Annotated in this window: 10 protein-coding genes; all 10 read right to left on the bottom strand. The window is 39.1% G+C overall.

Annotated elements, in window-relative coordinates; all coding sequences use genetic code 11:
* Positions 1 to 94 precede the first annotated feature (94 nt).
* The 10 genes from CRO04_RS00905 to CRO04_RS00955 all read right to left on the bottom strand — a co-directional run bounded on the left by CRO04_RS00905 (position 95) and on the right by CRO04_RS00955 (position 18,482).
* Positions 95 to 967 (bottom strand): sugar ABC transporter permease, encoded by an 873-nt coding sequence (locus CRO04_RS00905; protein ID WP_097002354.1) that lies wholly within the window; start codon positions 965 to 967, stop codon positions 95 to 97.
* Positions 967 to 2,361: a carbohydrate ABC transporter permease gene (locus tag CRO04_RS00910; RefSeq protein WP_097002355.1), complete on the bottom strand. Its 1,395-nt coding sequence runs from the start codon at positions 2,359 to 2,361 to the stop codon at positions 967 to 969. The genes CRO04_RS00905 and CRO04_RS00910 overlap by 1 nt, the downstream gene beginning before the upstream one ends.
* A 48-nt stretch (positions 2,362 to 2,409) precedes the next feature.
* A complete protein-coding gene (locus CRO04_RS00915; RefSeq protein ID WP_097002356.1) occupies positions 2,410 to 3,690 on the bottom strand; it encodes an extracellular solute-binding protein in 1,281 nt (426 codons plus the stop codon).
* 32 nt (positions 3,691 to 3,722) lie between these two features.
* Positions 3,723 to 5,972, bottom strand: a complete 2,250-nt coding sequence (locus CRO04_RS00920; protein ID WP_097002705.1) for a glycogen/starch/alpha-glucan phosphorylase — start codon at positions 5,970 to 5,972, stop codon at positions 3,723 to 3,725.
* A gap of 17 nt (positions 5,973 to 5,989) precedes the next feature.
* Positions 5,990 to 7,447 carry a 4-alpha-glucanotransferase gene (malQ, locus tag CRO04_RS00925; RefSeq protein WP_097002357.1) on the bottom strand — a complete coding sequence of 486 codons (1,458 nt, stop codon included), beginning with the start codon at positions 7,445 to 7,447 and terminating at the stop codon, positions 5,990 to 5,992.
* 115 nt (positions 7,448 to 7,562) lie between these two features.
* Positions 7,563 to 8,558, bottom strand: a complete 996-nt coding sequence (locus CRO04_RS00930; protein ID WP_097002358.1) for a LacI family DNA-binding transcriptional regulator — start codon at positions 8,556 to 8,558, stop codon at positions 7,563 to 7,565.
* Between the two features lie 219 nt (positions 8,559 to 8,777).
* Positions 8,778 to 10,622: a flavocytochrome c gene (locus CRO04_RS00935; RefSeq protein ID WP_097002359.1), complete on the bottom strand. Its 1,845-nt coding sequence runs from the start codon at positions 10,620 to 10,622 to the stop codon at positions 8,778 to 8,780.
* A 1,184-nt stretch (positions 10,623 to 11,806) separates the two neighbouring features.
* Entirely contained in the window at positions 11,807 to 12,088 is a 282-nt protein-coding gene (locus tag CRO04_RS00945; RefSeq protein ID WP_097002361.1) for a magnesium and cobalt transport protein CorA, read from the bottom strand.
* Between the two features lie 9 nt (positions 12,089 to 12,097).
* Complete coding sequence (locus tag CRO04_RS00950) at positions 12,098 to 17,413, bottom strand: RHS repeat-associated core domain-containing protein (RefSeq protein WP_097002362.1); 5,316 nt, start codon at positions 17,411 to 17,413, stop codon at positions 12,098 to 12,100.
* Positions 17,414 to 17,429: 16 nt separating this feature from the next.
* A complete protein-coding gene (locus CRO04_RS00955; protein WP_097002363.1) occupies positions 17,430 to 18,482 on the bottom strand; it encodes a hypothetical protein in 1,053 nt (350 codons plus the stop codon).
* Positions 18,483 to 18,555 lie beyond the last annotated feature (73 nt).

Consider the following 18,555-nt stretch of genomic DNA (forward strand, 5'->3'; position numbering starts at 1 on the left):
AACATAAGCATCCGTAAATTATATTTTTTCTATTATAACGTTGAAGAGTAAATAGTTCAAATATAATTTTCAAGTCAGCCTTTTCTGGACGCACCTAACCTTTGACAGCACCGGATACTCCCTCCACGTAGTATTTTTGTGATAACAAAAAAATAAATGCAATTGGTATCGAGATCAATACACAGCCTGCAAAGAACTGGGTATAATAATATTCCACAAATTCTTTCTCTAACATCGTCCATAATCCGATCGCAATGGTGTAATACTGTCTGTCCTGCCCCAATATTACCTTGGCAAAAATATAATCCACCCAAGGTCCCATAAAAGAAGTTAAAAGTGTTGTAACAATAACCGGTCTGGATAGAGGAATCGTAATTTTACGAAACACCTCCCACTTCGTTGCTCCATCGATAAATGCTGCTTCATCTATGGTTTTCGGAATGGTATCAAAAAAGCCCTTGATGACTAAATATCCCAGTCCCGAACTGCCTGAATATACCATAACCAGAGCGACTAATTTCAGAGGACCTGCCTCTAAAAATCCAAATCCCTTTAATATATAGTAAACAGCATACATTGACATGAAACCCGGAAACATACCAAGTATCAAAGCAATATTCATCATTATTTTACGCATTTTAAATCTCAGCCTGGATGTTACATAAGCGACACATAAAACAAAAAAAGCGGATAATAAGCAAGAACATATTGCTACGATTAATGTGTTGAAAAACCATCTTTCATAATTTAAGTTGCCTGTCTGATCAAATAATTTCTTATAATTATTCAGCGTATATCCTCTTGGCAATATATAACTTTTATAAGAGCCGCCTTCTGCACGAAAAGAAGTCAGGATAACAAAGAAAACAGGCAGTACCCATATAAATCCGAGAATACCCAATAATACATGAACAAAGGTATTATGAATGAATTGTCTTCTTTTTAAAGATTTTGTATCTCTCTTCATTATTGGAAAGCCTCCTCATTTTTATAGGAACCTGTGTGACGATAAGTTAATAATGATAATATTGCCAGTATTATAAAGACTATAATGCCAATGACAGCGCCTAAATTGTAATCCTTATTCGTAATAGTCAATTTATATAACCAGGTCACCAACAGATCTGTCTTACCGGCATAATAGTATTCCAGTGATTCCGGACCGCCGCCAGATAATAAAAAGATAACGTTAAAATTATTAATATTTCCCACAAAAGATGTTATTAAATATGGTGTTGTAATAAACAGCATATAAGGTAATGTTATTTTGAAAAATGTGACAATTGCATTTGCTCCATCCACCTTTGCAGCCTCATATAAATCTTTAGGAATATTTTGCAAAATACCTGTAGTTGTTAACATGGAAAACGGAACACCAATCCAGACATTAATACAGATAATTGTAATCTTAGCCAGTGTCGAATCAGTAAAAAACGGGATCGCCTCCGTCGGTCCAATGATACCGATATTACGCAACATTCCATTCACCGGGCCGTTGGTATTGAAGATGGTTCTCATGGTGAGCAGCGTTACAAACTGAGGCACTGCAACGGAAATGACAAAGATAAATCTCCAGAATTTTTTATATCTGGTACCTTCACGATTGATTAAGATTGCCAGCAACATTCCTAAAATGTAACAGGAAAATGTAGCAGATACTGCCCATATAATCGTCCAGTTAAATACCGGCCAGAATGTATGGGATAATGTGCCGTTTTGAGCAAACATTGCTGAAAAGTTTTTAAATCCAACCCAGTCAAAGAGATTTCCCGGCGTCTGATGGCTTTTATCGTAGTTCGTAAACGCAATTAATATCATAAAAACAAGGGGAACAATCGTGAAACATAAAACACCTGATACCGGTAAAAACAAAAGAGATTTATGTAAGTTTTGCTCCTTTAAAGATGCCAAATCTTCCCGGAAGGAGGGGATTGCCTTGCCGTATTCTATTTTTTTCTGTGTTACATAAGCACTTCTTACAGATGTCATTGCAAAAAGTATAAAACCAAGAGTCAGAAAAATTGTTACAACACCATAGAGCAGACATAACATGGAATTATCCCCTGGTACATATTCATAAATCTGTTTTGATTCATTAAAAACCTCTGCCTGAACGCTGGTTCCTAATGTCATAAAATCTGCAATGGAATTAAAACCAGCTGTGATCATATAATAAATATAAGCAATTTCTATTAAAAGCATAAGCAGGCCGCGAATAATTTGTTTATGCACGAAATTACCTAAACCAAATATTAGGGCGGATAATTTTGTTATCCAATTTCCTTGAATAAAAGCAGCAATTCCCCCTATATCACGAATCGATGTGTTATTATTTGACTTCTTTTCCTTTCTGCGAACCATGATCCAATCCTCTCTAATAAACTATCGGTGGTTATTGTTAATAGATTTTTATTCTACCTTTAATGTAGCTACAAATGTATCTAACTTTTTCTGTACATTCTCTTTGTTTAACTCACCAGTTTTGATTTCAGTTGCAATGCCAACAGCATTAGACCAGTATTTTGAGGTGAATTCTACGGATGTAGGCTGCATAACAGATGCGGTATTTACTTCGTCTACGATAACCTTTGCCAATTCATCTTCCTGTAATTCTTCGGATTCTCCTGCCTTAAGATTGGTAGGTACCTGACCATTCTTTTCAAAGCGCTCTAACTGCATCTCCTCACTCCCGAGATAAGCTGCAAACGCTACTGCTACAGCAGGATTCTGGGACTGGGAATTAACACCAATTGCTTTGGAACCATAGAAGCCTTTTAACTGATAATCCTTTCCGTCTGGATTGAAAGTCGGGATTACTGCCAAACCTAAATCATCGCCTAAAGCATCCTTATAAAGATTATAGTTCCAAGAACCGTCAAACCAGGCGCCTATTCTGTGATCTGCTGTTAATTCGGATAGAGAAACATCATCTGCAAATGCTGTTTTAGGGTTATTTATTAAGTCGATTAAGTAATTTGTTACCGCGACACCGGTCGAATTATTCCAGTTAGCACCAGCTGCAAAATCGGTCTGGCTTTCACCATAGATCGTTAAGCCTGCTCCGTAGTACCAGGCACCTAATTTCCAGCCGCCAGCGGGATCAAAGCAGAAATTGTAGACTTTATCACCTGTTTCTTTCGCCATAATACCTTCAACGGATTTTACGTCTTTGGCATTTAACAATGATTTGTCATAATACATAATGAAGGTGTTATGAGTGAATGGAATACCATAGATTGCATCGTCTTTTGTCACTGTTTTTACAACAGATTCTCCCATAGTGGATTTAACCATTTCTTCAGTGCTTCCGCCAAGTCTTGCAATAGCTCCTGCATTGATTAACTCATTTAACTGGTCACTTGCAAAGAAGAAGACGTCACCGGCTGCTGATACATCTTTTAATATTTCATCTTTTAAAGTATCCTCCCCTTGTGTTTCAACATTAAATGTAATATTCCATTCAGGGTGTAATGCCTGAAAAGATTTTGTCATAGAATCCAGAGTTCCTGTCTGGATTTGATTTTCAGGAGCCCAAATTTTTAATGTTACAGGCTCTGCTTCTCCCGTTTTGGCTGTGGCTGACTTCATAGGTTCCTGAGCTGTACCACTGCCTGGAACATTCTTGCTGCATGCAGAAGAAGATACTACCATTGCAGCGGCCATAAGTAAGGCTAAAAATTTTCTCTTCATAAAATACCTCCCCTTAATAAATAGTTTTGATTTTATAACTTCCAAATGTCCTTATTATACCCCCTGATTGTTCTGTCGGAGGAGAAATACCCTGCACGGCTGATGTTTTCCAGCATCATCTTTGACCATTTAACCCGGTCTTCATAATCTTCAACGATTTCTTCCTTTTTTGAGATGTAATCTCTTAAATCCAGTAAACACATGAACCAGTCTTTTGAAATAAGTTCATGATGTAAACGTTCCAGATGTTCTTTCCTGCCGACCTTCATCAGGGTATCGCTTACAATAAAGTCAACCAGTTTATGGATTAAAGCATCTTTCTCATAAAAATCTTTTGATACATAATCCTGCTTATCGTAATGGGCAATAACCTCTTCACTGGGTTTTCCGAAGATATAAATATTATCTTTACCCACCAAATCTGCGATTTCCACATTGGCACCATCCAATGTTCCTAAAGTAATCGCTCCATTTAACATGAACTTCATATTCCCTGTACCGCTGGCTTCCTTGGAGGCCAGAGAGATCTGTTCCGATATGTCACAGGCTGGAATCAGCTTTTCCGCTAATGTGACATTGTAGTTCTCAACCATAACTACGTTTAGATATGAGTTCACTTCCGGATCCTTGGAAATCACGTCCTGCAAGCATAAAATCAGATGGATAATATCTTTTGCTATGATATAAGCAGGAGCTGCTTTCGCACCAAATATGATCGTAATGGGCGTTTTCGGCTTATTGCCTTTTTTGATCTCCAGATATTTATAAATAATATACAGTGCATTCATCTGCTGCCTTTTATATTCATGTAAGCGCTTGATTTGAATATCAAAGATGGAGTTCTCATTAATCTGAATTCCCTGTGTCTGCATTAAGTATTCTTTTAGCACTTTCTTGTTCGTACTTTTTATCTGAAGCAACGTATTTAATACTTTGCTGTCTTCTTTAAACTCCAACAACTTCTCCAGTTGGTCTGCATCCTTTTTAAAACTGTCACCAATCAATTCGCTGATATAGGAGGTCAATGGATGATTGCAATACATTAACCAGCGTCTGAACGTAATACCATTGGTTTTGTTATTGAATTTCTGAGGATATATTTTATAAAAATTATTCAGTTCATTTTGTTTCAGAATTTCCGTGTGCAGGGCAGCAACTCCGTTTACACTAAAACCGTAATGGATATCAATGTGAGCCATGTGCACACGGTCCTCTTTGTCGATGATATATACGGACGGATCATCAAATTTACTTCTGACCTTTTGATCCAGTACTTTAATAATCGTAAGCATATGAGGCACTACCTTTTCTAAATGTTTAACAGGCCATTTTTCCAAAGCCTCCGACAAGATTGTATGATTGGTATAGGCACAGGTCTTTGAAACAATCTCAATCGCTTCATCCATGTCAATTCCCTTTCGTACCAGTAAACGGATCAGTTCAGGAATAATCATTGTAGGATGGGTATCATTAATCTGAATCACCGCATATTCATTTAAGTCCTTTAATGAACTTCCTTTCTTTTCACATTCTTCAATAATCATCTGTGCCCCATTGCTTACCATAAAATACTGTTGGTAGATTCTGAGCAATTCCCCCTTCTCATCACTGTCATCCGGGTATAAGAACAGCGTGAGATTTCGCCTGATATCCTCTTTGTCAAAGGTAATTCCTTCTCCTACAATGGTTTCATCCACTGTATCAATATCAAACAGATGAAGATAATTGGTACGATTTTCATAACCAGTCACTGCAATATCATATAACTTTGAAGTGACTGAAAAATCTTTGAAGGTAACCGTATAAGAAGTGTCTCTCTTCGTTAACCAGCTATCTCTGGTAATCCATGGATTGGTGGTTTCTTTTTGCAGATTCTCTTTAAACAACTGACGGAATAACCCCAAATGGTAATTCAAACCGATACCATCACCGTTTAATCCAAGACTTGCAATGGAATCCAGAAAACAGGCTGCTAATCTTCCCAGACCGCCATTTCCCAAAGACGGTTCCAGTTCTACATTTTCAATTTCAGTAATGGATTTCCCATTTTGAGCCAATTCCTTTCTCACTTCATCGTAAATTCCCAAATTGATTAAGTTATTGGATAATAACTTACCGATTAAAAACTCAGCTGATATGTAGTAAACCTTCTTCTTACTCTCTTCCCCTTTCTTTTCATCTGCCATGCTTCTGGTCATATCCAAAAGAGCTAAGTATATTTCTTCATTACTGCATTCCTGAAGCTTTTTACCGTATCGATTTTGTAATGATTTTTCTAACATTCTAACTACCATACCTTTCATGTATACCGATTACTGTTTTGTAACATCTCTTTGATGCTGTCAATTTCCTGTTTGAACTCGTCAAAGCTTTTTAACTTCCATTCCCAGTTAGGAGAACCCAGTGTACCCGGTGTATTGATTCTTCCTTCGTCTCCTAAATCAATCAAATCCTGCATCGGAACAATGGCAATGTCTGCAATACTGTCAAAGGTCATTTTAAGAAAACGCCTTGAAATGGTCTGATCCTTATAACCAAGCTTTTCTAATGCTTTTCTGATTGCAGCCCGTGTTTCTTTGTCCTGTGAAGCATACCATCCGCGAATTGTCTGATTATCGTGGCTTCCTGTATAGATCACCATATTACGTACATCTTCAAAATCATTGTTATTTTCTATCGGATCAAAAGTAAACTGTACAATTTTCATTCCCTTTAAATGGTAGTGATCCTTTAATACATGAACCTCTTTCCTTAAATTTCCTAAATCTTCTGCAATGATCTCCAGCCGTGGAAATTTTTCTTTGATCAAATCAAAAACTTCATAACCAGGTGCCTCAATCCAATTTCCTTCAATCGCAGTATCACAGGTGGAAGGAATCATCCAATAGGTATCAAACGCCCTGAAATGATCAATCCGAATGTAATCAAAAAGTTTACTGTTATATGCGATACGGTCAATCCAAAAGCTATAGTTGGTTTCCTTTAAGTGCTCCCAGTCATAAATGGGATTCCCCCATCTTTGTCCTGTTTCACTAAAATAATCCGGTGGAACTCCTGCTATAAAGTCAGGCTTTCCATCTGAATCCAGTAAGAAACATTTCTGATTTATCCATACATCCAATGAATCGATTCCTACATAGAATGGAATATCTCCCATAATTTTGATCCCATGATTGTTGGCATAATCCTTTAATTTCATCCATTGTTTATAGAACTCATATTGTACAAACATCTCATACTTGATTTCATTGCTGTAAGGAGAGATATCATACTTCCTATCCTTGATCCATTCCTTTTGTTCCAATCGCCACTCATTCCAGCATCTTAAATGATTCTGCTTCTTTAAGGTAAGAAATACCGCATATAAGTACACCCATTCCTGGGCGGCAAAATCCTCATAATCTTTTGTCGGTATAAAGTGCTCAAATGCTTTCTTTAAATAAAGCCCTTTGAATGCCCTTACTTTCTCATAATCCACACAGGAACTGTGCTCCATAAATTTGGGCGGTTCTTTCTTTAATAAGCCTTCTGAATACAACTCTTCCAAACTGATATAGATCTCATCTCCCGCAAAGGAAGAGTAGGGCTGATAGGGCGAATTACCATACCCCACGGGATTTAACGGCAGTATCTGCCATATATGAAATCCGCTTTTTTCCAATAAATCTATTAATTCATAACCATACTTGCCCATATCTCCAATTCCATGATCGGATGGCAGTGATGATAAAGGCAATAACATTCCTGCTTCTCTCATATATCAGCTTCTCCTTTTTTAGTCTGTCTGCCGTATATAGATTCCTTAAAATTAACTGCAGCCGGTACGGAAAACGGTTTCCGAATTCTGAAAAAAAATTATATTGATGTTATCCTTATTTCTGAATAACATCCATATAATTAATTTTACATACCTCATAGGGTATCAGAACATGTCTGCCGGTTTCACCATCAAGCAATTTCTTGAGTTCATCAAACGCCTGCCTGGACTTTCTTTTAAAATCCTGTTTCACAGTATTCATAGCTATTTGAGTGTACCCCATTAATCGAATGCCATCAAAACCGCATACAGGGCGGAATAAATCCATCTCCGTCAACGCAAACACTGCACCAATTGCCATTAAGTCTGATGCACATACAACCACATTGATCTCGGACGCATACTTTTGTGTAATCTCTCTTGCTTTATATTCATTAAAGTCACCATACTGTATCATTAGTTCAAAAGCATACTCTTCCTGCAGCCTCGTCATAGCCTTTAATCTTTGGTTCGTTATGTACCCGCCTGCACCTCCTGCAATATAAAGTACATGATTAATGTAGTCATTCTCATCAAAGGTTTTCTTCGCCACATCATACTGTGCCTGAAAATGGTCGATGGATACAGATGATGTTCTTTCATTGCAGATAGGGGAATCAACCAAAACACAAAAAAACTCCTGCCTTTCAATAATCTTGTAAATGTTTTTATTCTCTATGGATAAATTGTATATAATCAAACAATTAATCCTTTGGGATTTCAAAAAATTAGTAAGCTCTTTGTAATTCATCTCCTCAAACTGAGAACTAAAAAATGTCACCACCTCGATACGATATTCTTTCGCTTTTTCAAAAGCGCCAGTCAGGTGCTGCATATTGATTTCCTCGACAAACTCACTGTTATGTCGGATATCTACAATCAGCCCTACCCGGTTAAATTCTTTTTTAGAGAGGGAAATGGCAACTGAGTTCGGTACATATCCTAACTCTTCAACAACTTTCTCCACCTTTAATCTGGTTTCTTCGCTCACCAGGGAATACTTGTTTAAAACCTTAGATACTGTTGATTTTGCCACCCCGGCCTTTTTCGCCACATCATTTATAGATACCATCAAATTGCCTCCTGCGGAAAACGGTTTCTGTTATCTTAATATACAATTATTTGTTCGTCTTGTCAATGCCGTTTTTAATATTTTTCATAATCATATCGTCACTTTACGCGTTTTTTTGGTAATAATATATAACATTCGCTGCGATTCTGATGGAAAAAGCATTGAAAAATAGCGCCGGAAAAGTTCCAGCGCTATCTTGACTGCTATCATATTTTACATCTATTTTGCCTTTTCAAGAGCAGCCGCGACCGCCTCTTTGATTCCTCTGGAAGAGTTGGTCGCACCTGACACCCCATCTACAGAAGTACTCTGTGTTCTTATAATGGATGAAGTGACAGCTTTCTCTGCCGCCTCATAGATTCCCGGAGTCTCATGATGATCTGTTAGTTCTATGGCAGTCACACTTCCGTCTTTCACCACGACTTCTACCGTAATGTCTCCGTTATTTCCTTTACCTGTTCCTGTATAGGTTCCGTCCTTATAGTTACCATTTACTTCCGGCTGTGCTGCTTCTCCCTCTTCTGCGACCTTCATGGTTTTCTCAGTGAAACCGCCGTTTGCAGCGACATAGTCATAAGCCGCACTTCCTGCCAGTCTTCCGAAAACCACTATATCTGTCACCGCGTTTCCTCCCAGCCGATTTGCTCCATGAACTCCTCCAACTACCTCTCCGGCTGCAAACAGTCCTGGTATTATACTTCCATCTTCCTTTAACACCTGGGTGGATGTATCAATCTTCACTCCGCCCATGGTATGATGTACAGCAGGTGCAGACAGTCCCGCATAGTAAGGCGGCGTACTTAACGGAACCTCCATACTTTCTCTTCCGAATTCTGTATCCTTACCCTCTGCCTGGTACTTTGCATACTGTTCCAGAGTTGCTTTCAGCTGATCCTTATCAACACCGATGGCTTCTGCCAGTTCCTCCGGTGTATCCGCCTGGGTAATAATGCCCTGACCGATATACTTTTCAATCGCAGATAAGCTTTCCCGTACAGACTGGTCAAATACCATGAAACAGGTTTTGCCCTCCTGATTTAAGATGGCCTCTGAAACCACATCTCTTGTTTCCAGCTCATTGACAAAACGTTTACCGGACCGGTTGACTAAAATTGCTCCGTTTCCGCGGACGCCTTCTGTATACATAGTCGTTGTATCCGGATTAACAGTTGGGTGGGTTTGGATCTGCTCAATATCCACAAGTCCTGCCTTCAGTTCCTCAGCCATAACAATTCCATCACCGGTTGCACCGGAGTGATTGGTGGTGCAAAACCCTTCTAAATCTTTTTTGTATTTTACCACCATCTCAGAATTGGCTCCAAATCCTCCCGTTGCTAAAATCACAGCCTTACAGGAGATTGTATAAGGCTCGCCTCCCTTTGTTACTGCCTGAACTCCCTGCACAGCGCCCTCTTCGCTCAGTAAAATATGTACTGCTTCCGTCTTTAAAAATACAGGTACATCCAGTTCCTTTAGCTTTGCATTAAGAGCATTTACAAGCATGGGGCCTACTGCGGAAGTATCGGACGGACGGTGGATTCTCTTAACACTGGCTCCGCCGAACTGCCCTACTACGGATAAATCTCCGCCTATTTCATTGACCCACGTAACCGCATCTGCAGACTGCTCCGCCATCACCTGAACAAGCTTTGGATCATTTAAATTTTTGCCGCCTTTCATGGTGTCTTCCACAAACAGTTCAACGGAGTCCTCAATTCCCTCTGCTTCCTGATATGGTGTTTCAGCTGCATTTAAACCACCTGTGGCACGGACAGTATTTCCTCCTGTAATCGGCATTTTTTCCAATACAACAAGATTAGTGGCTCCTTTTTGAGCCACTTCTACAGCTGCTGTCATTCCGGCTCCCCCTGCGCCGATAATAACAATGTCCGCCTGCTTTTCATCTGCTTTTACTTCACTCTCTGGTATACCTTCAACCGCCGCTTCCTGAACATTCTTTTTCCCAGATTTGTCTAAACTGGTATAAAGCGGACCAGATAATACAATTACGGCGGCTGCCGCGGCTGCCATGGCGGCGATACCTATAAATATTCCTTTTTTCATATCATTCTCCTCACTTTTTCGCTGTCAGAACAGTTTGTCAAAGCATATAACTTTGACAATAATTTATCATAGATTGTTTGATTTAAAAAGATTTGGAATATAAAAAAGAGCTTTTGTAAGTAAAAAAAGAGAGGCTAATTGTGGAATATTAATAACCCCCCCTTTCTTTCTCCTAAGAGTCAGCCAATAAATTTCCGTAACGCTAAACAGAAAGCAACTATCTTAAATGACTTTAGAAGTTGCTTTCTGTATTTAAATCTTTTTATATTTATTTAAATTTGAAAATATATGCATTATAATCATCAACCAGTGATACTATCAGAGAACAAAAGTGCCATATAACATTGGTACTATAAAAGCCAAAATCTTAAGAGTATACTCAATAATATGTTCTTCTCGAGGTTCCAGAATCTTATATTTACTCACTAATATATTCACAACTATATATAAACAAAAATTTACAAAGAAATACTTATCTAATGGTGGATAGCTTTTAGGATAATGAAGGCGTATACATAAAAATACAAAAAAATAAATATCTGTAATCCAACTAATAATTCTAATATATCTCTTCAAATCCGTTTCTCCTTATTTTTTTTGATATAAATTATAATATGGTCTTTCATTCACTTTGGAATGAACAAGTAAATAGTAATCCAGTCTTACTCCTCCCCCCGCAACTTCCGTTGACAATGTAATACTTGTTGCTGAAGATCCCCCTGGACAATCGCAATATTCTGCACCAACTCACATTGAAGCACTAATGTCCCTAAATCCTCCACTGTATGCTTCGGGTGTATCTGCATTTTCTACTATACCCAATGCAACTGAACCACTAACTGGCATAATTCCAATTGAACCACCACCAACAACATGTACATACCCAGCTGTATAGTCGTTCGCATTTCCTTGAAGATATGAGTATCCGATTGTTGCAGAAAATGGCGAAATCCTAAGCTGATATTATTTTATTAGCTATCTTTATACAATCCTGCTAGACGGTTTTGAATCAGAAAAATAGGGCAAGTGGAGTAATCCATCACCGAATCATTCTTTCTTAAAAAAATATATTTTCCATGAACGATTTCAGTTGGACTTCTAAAGCATTATATTAAAACAGCCGCCATGTGTTTTATTCCAAGGTGGCTGTTTTATTGAATATTGTATCTAAGGGTCTATGACTATTAACTTTTTATTAACTTTGTGAAAGCCGCCTTTATAGCACTTTCAACTTCTACTTTAGTGCGATACACTTTAGGATATGCTTTGATGTCTTCATCAAACGGAGAAAACCTAACAACAATTTCTGCCAATGCTTCAAATTGCGCTAATTCATCGGCTGTCAATTCGTCGGAAGGAATATCTGGATAAAATACTTCTTCAAATGTTTTGCAGAATGTTGCAACATCATATTCCCTTCGATTAAACGCTTCTAATAAATAGTACAACTGCTGTTTTTTTGTCATCTTGACACCTCATTTATATAAGAAATGTAATATCGTATTACTTGCTTTATCATACAACACTTCTAAGTTATACCCCTTACCATTCTTAAACATTTCAATTGTATACATGGTCGCTTTCGTTCCTTGCGGATCAGGTCGTGCCCGCCCCTCTTTAATCGCCTGAATTAATGTTTGGACAGGTACAAATCTCCCTGGATTATTCATTCTTGATTTTGTTGTCTGAGTAAAGTTAACCCCCTTTTCAAGTGTCTTGTAGATAACCCCCCCAGATCCACCAGTTATTCCTGCGCCAGCAAAACCCATACCTGTTAGTACTGCACTGGTAGAAGCTGTTGCACTTCCGGCAAATATCGCTCCTGCCGCCGCGCCACCTGTTAAGCCGATTGCCCCACCTATGCCTGCACCTGCAACTACATTATGCCAGCGGACTTCGCCATATTTGGTATAAGAGTAGATTCCACCGCCTATCCCCCCAACTACTGCTCCAATTGCGCCTGTCACAAGCATAAAGATTTCGCCGTTACTATCCTCATACATAGTGGGATTATTCCCGCAGTAAACATACAGATTTGAACTCTGCGTTATAGCGTCAATATCCGGCAAATATGTATAAGCCTTTGAACCTAAATCATCCGTATGCTCATTTATTTTTCTTGGGTTATCCCCGTATATCATATTGCGACAATCCCAGTGAGGATCGGGAGACAACATACGTGAAGTAGTAGGGGAATAGTTTCTTGCCCGTAAGTAGTAAGTATTCGTCTCTAAATCTAGGAATTCCCCACAATACCGGAAAGGATTCTCGTCCTCTTTATCTGGTTCTCTCTCAATTCCAAATGCATCATATTCATACGAAGCTTTACACGTTCCGTTTTGACCCAACAGCTGGGTTACATCCCCATGTTCATTAAATATGTAGTAGTATACCACACGATCTATTTCTCTGGCAATTAAATTGATTCCTCTTAAATAGGTTTTAACCTTTTCGCCATCAGTCTGTTCCGCTACGATATTGGTCCCATCCCAGCAATATGATTTAGTTTTACCCTGGCGATCGGTCAGTTTTCTCTCATGGGTGCTGTAGCGCAGTCCATCTCCACGGTACTGATATGTAAATTCTTTGTCGTCCTGATTTATCTGGATCAGTTGGTTGAAACCGTCATAATGTCTCCACTCATAAACAGTCGGAGTTTCCATTTGGTAATGCCCTGATAGCCTGACATTTCCCGGATAGTCTGGTGTTGGCGACGTTTTCTCCCAAATCCGGAAGATTTCATTTCCATTGTCGTCATACCGATACCGATACGTTTCCGTTGTTTTACCCTGCTTTTTTGCTACCTTTTCCAGACGGTTGTTCAAACCATACTCATAGCTGGTAACAATGACCAGTTCATCCTTTGTTCTTCCTTCCACCATCATTTTCATCCGGTTAGAATAGACGTCATAAGTATAAAGCGTCCGTTTCCAGTTGGAATAGTCTTCTTCTGTCAGACGCCCCAGACGATCATATGAATAGGAAATCGTAACTGGGGTAGAACCTGTTTTGTTAATCTTGGTTAAAATATTTCCGTCTACATCATAGCTGTATTCCCATGCAGAAATCACACTTTCCTGGCATTTATTCACCAACGTCGTTACTCGATTCCCATCATTATACTGATAGGTGGTTTCTATACCTGACTGGGGGTAGCGTAGAGTTTTACGATTGCCTTTATCATCATACTCGTATTCTGCAAGAACCACTCCGTCAGCACTGTTTTTTCTTACCTGCGTTAAACGGTATAAGTCATCATAGAAATAATACAAATTGATATCCGGATTTACTTTCCATTGACAGGTCAGTTTAAAGGACTGACGGTTTCCATATATGTCATAAGTATAATCCTTTACCACATTTCCCGGATCTTCCTGGTGGATAAGCTGATCCTTATTGTTATAGCGGAAAGTTGTCTCCATAAGACTGGTTTGTTTTCCTGCCATATTTTCCCGAATGGATTCCCGGATTCGCTTTCCATTTTTGCCATAGGCATATTCCCGTTGGCTGACTGCCAGTCCGTCAGGAGTTTTCTTTTGCGCACTTTCTAATATCACACGTTCCAGGGCATCATGCTGATAAATAATCTGGTCTTTGTTCCTGTCCGTTTTTTTCTGAAGCCTTCCGGTTTTATCATACTCATAGTATTCCGTACAACCGCTGGAATCCGTCATTGTTACAACATTTCCAAAGCGGTCATAAGTGTATGTTACCACTTCCCGCCCTTTGCCAGACGGGGTATCGCCAGTTCTCCTTAATATGATCCGATTCATTGAATCATACCGACAGGTTGTCCTAATCCAATTTCCCTGACTTAAGTACTGGTAAGTACCAATTAATCGATTCCTGGCATCATAAACATACTGAATCTCCTGCCAGCTATCTTTTTGAGCTTTCTTTACCCATATGATATTACCGGCTCCATCATAGTAATATTTTATAATCTGGCTGCGGTGATCAAATGGTGTCGTGACTTTAACCAGCCGTCCTGCCTTATCGTATTGGAACTCACTTCTCTTTCCCGCTTCATCCCACTGGAACCGTTTATTGCCTAACCCATCATATTGAGTGCTGGTTATTCGCTCCTGTCCGGTATCTGTGCGTATATGTTTTACAATACGACCAGCATAATCATACTCCCATCGCTCTACTTTGTTAGCAGCATCAATTTTTTGGATCTTGTTACCTGCATTGTCAAATTGGTAGGTAAACAACCGTTCTCCCGCTAAAAACTCCTTCCGGACCTGACCTTTCTGGTCTTTATAATATTCCGTTACAATATCCGGTGTATATGAGTCTCCTATGATTTTTTTCAGTTCCCGATCGTATTTTCTCCCATCTGCCGGATCGGTAAAGACCTGATCGTATTCATACTTCTCCTCATAGCCCACCTGGGCAATACCACGAGACAGTATCCTGCCAAAAGAGTCGTACGTATAACGTTCGGTCTTTCTTATATGGTCCGCAGTCAAGCCGTTCCCATCATATGTAACTGCTTCTGTCAGCTCTCCCCAAGAATTATACCGAAAGTCCTGGAGAACAACATCACCAGCGGCTGGTTCATTGGATACGGCCAGACAGACTTGCTGTATCTGTCCAAGGGGTGTATATTGAATCCGTTTCTTCTGATGGTTAGCATCTGTTGTCGTAATAAAATTTAAGCGGTCATTATAATATGTCTCATTTACTGCCTGTTGGCCGTCTGCCGAAGGCAGCGTCTCTTTTATAATTCGTCCCATCTGGTCGTATTGGTAGGTAGTCACCTGATTCCTGGGATCTTTTTTGTAAATGAGCCATCCCCAGTTATCATATTGATACTCTTCCCTGATTGGATTGCAGGGATTGTCATCAGCATCCAGGATACCGAACTGTTCTTTTGATATAATGTTATGTGTGTATCTGCTCACAGTACCGGTAAGGGAGCTGTATTTATAAATGGTTTCTGCATACTCACCTGATGTCTCCAGTTCACCGGCGTCTGCCAGGAAATACCTTCTTTCGTTCGTCACACAGTAAGGATTTGCTCCATCCTTATAATCATATATTGTCTTTTCTTTTAAAGCTCCATTTTCATATACTCGATGATTTTTTATCACTCGATTTCCCAATTCTGTATGTAGTTCATTTGTTTCCCTGATTCTATCAGTTCCTTTTTTTCTTTCTGTTTCAAGAACAATGCTGTAGTCACCATAGGTTGTCTGAATTTCCTGATTACAGGAAGGGTCAGCCGGATATTCTTCAATATACTGAATAACATTTGCCTTTTGATCTGAGGAATATCTCCAGGAACTTTTCTTTTCCAGATAGTTTGATTCATTGTTCCTGTCAAATTTCTGTTCAACGGCTGACATCATTAGTTCATTATTATATTTATAAACACCTTTTGAAATAAGAGAATTTAGGTGACGGACTTCTTTGATTAATAGCTGACCTTCTTTATTAAATTGATGTTTTTCCAGAATGTCATGGTGATTTGTTACTTCTGCATATTTTATATATTCCCCATTACTGGCGGATTCTGGTTCAAGTGTGTACCTGTATTCTCCACGATTGTATTCGACTCCATCAACAATATCCCTTTTCATCGTCAATGCAAAATGGCTAATATGTCCACCAACATTATTTTCAATGCTAATATTCCTATCATATGAAAATTGAGTGGATGAATAATTGGGATATGTAACACTTTCTAGCAGCAGATACCTACGCTCTCGAGTTTTAGTATTGTTTCCTGCAACACTGGGAGCCGCACACTTCATGGAACCACTATAATCTCCAGGATTATAGTAGTTATACTGAGTCATACGGCCTACAGGGTCTGTGACTGCAGATAGTTTATGTGTACCGCGCCTATCAATATTGTAGGAAATTTCACATGCTTTTCCAGCCGTACTTTCCGGTAGTTTCCAGATAAGTCCGTTATTAGTTTTCTCCAGGTTGATAGTACGGCCCCAGGTGTCCACAATCTTCATACCGCCGTATTTGATTAAATTATAAAAAATAGTATTTCCAAATTTGTCCTGGCGGGCAACCAGTTTGAAATCAATCGCATCGGGTATATCCCGATCGCCATCATCATCATCTGAACTTTGAAAATAGTCCTTATTCCCATTCTTATATACAATTATGAGATTATAACGTTTTGTAATATCTGTTGCATAAGGATGCCGAATGGTGCCTGATCTGGTGACAATTTCCACATCTTTTAAGCTATAATTCTCAAATCTATCTGAAATCCTGCTTATTTCTATATTTCTTCCATCTTCAAGATGCAGGATGTAATCATAACTTCTAGTTCCTATTAAGTATGGCCGCCAGTCCCACCTTAAATTCTGCACAGTCTCAATAGATGGCAGAACAAAGGACCATCCGTGACCAAGTCCGTAAGATGCAGTGTAAAAGCTGTTATCTATGGAACCTGTTAATAACCTTGAATTAAGAACATACGGAGCCATATCCACTAAATTGGAACAGCCGGAATCATAACGCCTTGCAATGGTTAAATCAAAGCCGTCCCTGCCGGGCAGTACAAAATCTGTTGTCTCATATTGGACATTGCCAGTGCTTAACTGAACATTTACCTGATTTGATTCAAAGTAGATAAATGGGGATTCCGGATACTGTTTGATATTGGTAAAACCGTCCTCCTCTGATGATAGAACCGTCCGGCTCAACTGTGTAATCAGACTCTTTTCTTCCGTTTCTTCTTCTGATACAGCCTCATCCGCATTTGTATCAGGCGCATTCCTTTCATCTTCTATATAATCCTCTATATTTTTTTTATCGTCCATTAATTTCCTTCTTATCTTAATATAATGATACTTCTGCGTTTCCGGTTCCCCTGGCAATAAATTCTACCAGTGCAATGGAACCACTAAAACACTCATTTTGACTTAACTGCCTGGTTGACTGAAACCATAATTCCCCCGGAATACTGGAATATATTCTTAAATTTTCTTCCGGATAATTACCTGGTTCTGTTATCTTTCTTAAGCTGCCGGCTGCAAGGCTGGTTAATTCCAGTAAGTATGGATTATATCGTAGATTCATGCGGATTTTATCCAGATCACTGACTTCCTGGGCTTTTAGAAGTACTACGTAACATTTACCAGACTTTACCGGATATTCTATGGTGCTTCTTCGGTAAAATATAGGAATCACTGGCAATTGTTCTGTGATTAGATAATCTGACTCTTCTTTTGAATCAAATGCCTTGATTCGATACATAGCATTGATTGCCCCAATTGGAATAGAGTCTGTCATTCCCCGATGATCTTCTATGTATTTTTGTGTATCTAAATCTTGAAAAGTGAGTCCTTTACTCTCCCATTCGTTAAACGACAGACATCTGGAGTCAATGCTCTCCCATGAGATTCCAGGCAACGTCATACTCTCCCATTCTTCCCATGTATGTCCGGAATTTTCCTGACCGGCCCAATCTTTATTAAGCTCGTCCAGTTCCAGCCATGTACACCCCTGCTCAATTCCAGATTTTATGATTCCAGGACCTTTAAATATTTCAAAACTGATTACCCGCTCTTCCAACTGCTGCCAGGTATAGGAATTACTCTCAAGCTGTGACCAGCTTAACTGCTCATAATTCAGACGTTCCCAATTCTGACCTTTGCCTGTTCTGGTTTCGATTTCATGCCAGTTCAGATCTTCCTGTTCATGCCTGCTCCATGTTGCATTTGTACTGTCAAGATTGTCCCAAGTACATCCAGACATGGCTTGCAAAAAAGATTCATTAAATACTCGTTCCACAATATAATTTGTATCTGCTTCTCCTGCTCCCCAACTGATCTGTGCTTGGTCTCCCTCGTAGAGAGTCGGGATATGTAAACATTCCGGTCGGTTCATAAATAATAGGTTCCTCCTTTCATAATTGCTTGTAATTTTAATTTTTGTTTCATATTTGATTTTAGTTGAATTT

The organism is Lacrimispora amygdalina, assembly GCF_900205965.1.
GTDB lineage: Bacteria > Bacillota > Clostridia > Lachnospirales > Lachnospiraceae > Lacrimispora > Lacrimispora amygdalina_A.